The organism is Mesorhizobium sp. M7A.F.Ca.CA.002.04.1.1 (assembly GCF_004022805.1).
GTDB classification, from domain to species: Bacteria; Pseudomonadota; Alphaproteobacteria; order Rhizobiales; family Rhizobiaceae; genus Mesorhizobium; species Mesorhizobium ciceri.
In genome coordinates, this window is sequence record NZ_RZPL01000750.1 from 1 (window position 1) to 2678 (window position 2678).

At 62.8% G+C, this 2678-nt stretch carries 1 protein-coding gene and 2 pseudogenes; all 3 read right to left on the reverse strand.

The window, feature by feature from the left end:
* Positions 1 to 747: pseudogene (locus tag ENZ75_RS27820) on the reverse strand (hypothetical protein); the annotation flags it as partial.
* Positions 748 to 768: 21 nt separating this feature from the next.
* Positions 769 to 2199, reverse strand: coding sequence for an aspartate aminotransferase family protein (locus tag ENZ75_RS27825; RefSeq protein WP_244514351.1), 1431 nt, complete (start codon positions 2197 to 2199; stop codon positions 769 to 771).
* Positions 2200 to 2304: 105 nt separating this feature from the next.
* A pseudogene (locus ENZ75_RS27830) lies at positions 2305 to 2678 on the reverse strand (NAD(P)-dependent oxidoreductase); the annotation flags it as partial.

The window sequence follows — 2678 nt, forward strand, 5'->3', positions numbered from 1 at the left end:
CCTCTGCCGGAACGCAACCAGCAGCACAGCAAAAACAGCAAGGAAAACAATGTTGTCCGGGCGCACCATGAAGGCGAGGAAGAGCAGGATCGCCGTCGCCACCTCGCGGCCGCGGACATAGGCATAAAGCCCGCCCAGCAACAGCGCCGATGTGAGCAGATCCGGCGTTGAGGCGCGCGCCGCATCGCCGAAATCGGCCATGATCAGCACCGCGCCGACCACCGGCGCCAAGGCCAGTGCCCCCTCGGAGCGCAGCCACATCAGGGCGATCGCGCCGAACAGCAGCACGGAGAACACTGAGACCAGGCGCATCGCCTCGACCGGCGACATCACCGCGCTCATCGTCGACAGGATCTCGGCATAGAGGAACTTGATCCGGTACATGCCGAGCAATGAATGGAAGTCGGCGGCATTCTCCGCCATGTGGCTGCGGAAGCCGCCGCCATCGTCGGTCAGCGCCTTGTAGTCACCGGCCGACACGCCCGATTTGACAGTGTTGTAGGCATAGTCATGCAGCGCCTGTGCATCGGGATAGGTGCCTTCCTCCGCTATGGCGAGATAGGGCAGCATGTCCCAATTGGCGTCGGGCATCACCCACGCGGTGAACGCTGAAAAAAGAATGTAGAGCGCGAAGGCCGCGGCGCCGATCGGTGCCGCCAGCCGCGCATAAGTCCCCACGCCCCACGCCAGACCGGCCCCGGTGAGCCGGTCGAGTGGGTTCTGTGGAGCGGGCGACTTGGTCAGCATGTCTACTCAGCGAGTTTCGGTTTAACGGACCTGGCTTTTGACGAAATCCTTCACGATCGACACGATGCCGCGCGACAGCAGACTGTCGAAAGCATCGACGAAACGATCGACATGCTCACGCTGGCAGATCAGCGGCGGCTCCAGCCGGATGACGTTGCGGTTGTACTCGGTGAAGGCGACCAGCACGTCGTAATCGCGCAGCAGCAGCGCGCCGACGAAGCCCGACAGCGAGCCCTTCAGCTTGTCGTCGAGCACGCTGACGATCGGCCGCAGCACCATCGGCAAGGTCTGCGAGAAGTCGTGGAACTCCAGGCCGACCATAAAACCCTTGCCGCGCACATCCTTGATGATCTTCGGGTACTTTTCCCTGAGCGCCTGCAGGCGCTGCAGCAAATAGTCGCCGGTGACGGCGGCATTGTCGATCAGCCCCTCGTCGTAGAGCACGTTGAGCCCCTCGATCGCGGTGACGCAGGCCTCGCCCATGCCGCCGAAGGTCGCCATGGCATGGATCATCGCCGTTTTCGGCGTGCCATAGGCCTTCATGTAGACCTCGCGCCGCGCGATCATGGCTCCCACCGCCGCCTTGCCGGCGCCGAGCGACTTGGCCAGCGCGGTCACATCGGGAATGACGCCGTAATGCTCGAAGGCGTAGAAGCGGCCCGAACGGCCGTAGCCGCACTGCACTTCGTCGGCGACCCACAGCACGCCGTACTGATCGCACAGCGCGCGCAGCTTCTGCCAATATTCGGCCGGCGCCTGAATGATGCCGCCACCGCCCTGGATGGTCTCGAGCACGATGACCCCGACCTCCGGATCGGAGCGGAACAGGCGCTCGACCGCCTCGATGTCGGCGAACGGGATGCGGACCGTGTTTTCCGCCACCTTGAAGTCGGCGCGGTAAAGCTGGCCGTCTGTGATGCCCAGCACGCCCTTGGTCTTGCCGTGGAAGGAATTCTCGGCATAGACGATCTTCGGCCGCTTCGGACCGGCCGCGCGCTCGGCGAGCTTCACCGCCGCTTCCATCGCTTCCGAGCCGGACGAACCCAAAAATACCATGTCGAGATCGCCGGGCGAGCATTTGGCGATGTTGTGCGCAAGCGCTGCCGCATATTGCGACATGAAGGCGATGGCGATTTCCTGGCGCTTCTCCTCCTGGAATTTCTTGCGTGCTTCCAGGATGCGCGGATGATTGTGGCCAAAGGCCAGCGAACCGAAGCCGCCGAAGAAGTCGAGGATCTTGCGGCCGTTCTGGTCGATGTAGAACATGCCTTCGGCACGCTCGATCTTGATCTTGTGGAAGCCGAGCAGCTTCATGAAGTGGAACTGGCCGGGGTTGAGATGCGCCTTGAACAGGTCGGTCATGCGGGCGACATCCATCGCCTTGGCTTGTTCGACGCTGATCAAATCGGGCTTGGCGATGGTGACAGGCGACAGCGCCGGCGCGCTGACCATGGTGCGCAAATTGGTCTGTTCGGGCTTGGCCATGACGGTCATTTCAATCTCCTGTCTGCGCGCACGACCAGGATCGGGCGCAACGAAAGCTGTTTTTGCAAGCCGCTATTCGGCGGGCACATGTTTGGTGGCGACGGCGTGACCGGCTTTCTTTGCGCGGTACTCGCTGTAGGCGGCGATCAGCATGTCCTCGTCGCGATATTGCGGCACCCAGCCGAGCTGACGCCCGGCCTTGGACACGTCGAGCACGCAATCCTCGTCGGCGATCAGATACTGTTCCGGGTCCATGATCGGCATGTTCAAGAGGTCAAGCAGGTCCAGCGTGCGCTTGACCGCCCAGCCCGGTGTCGGGATCAGGATCGATTTCGAGCCGGCATGCCTGATCAGATCGCCGAGCAATTTCTTGACCGGCGGCGGATTGAGCGAACCGAGATTATAGGCCTCGTTTGGCACGCCGGCCTTCCAGGCCGCGCGCGCAG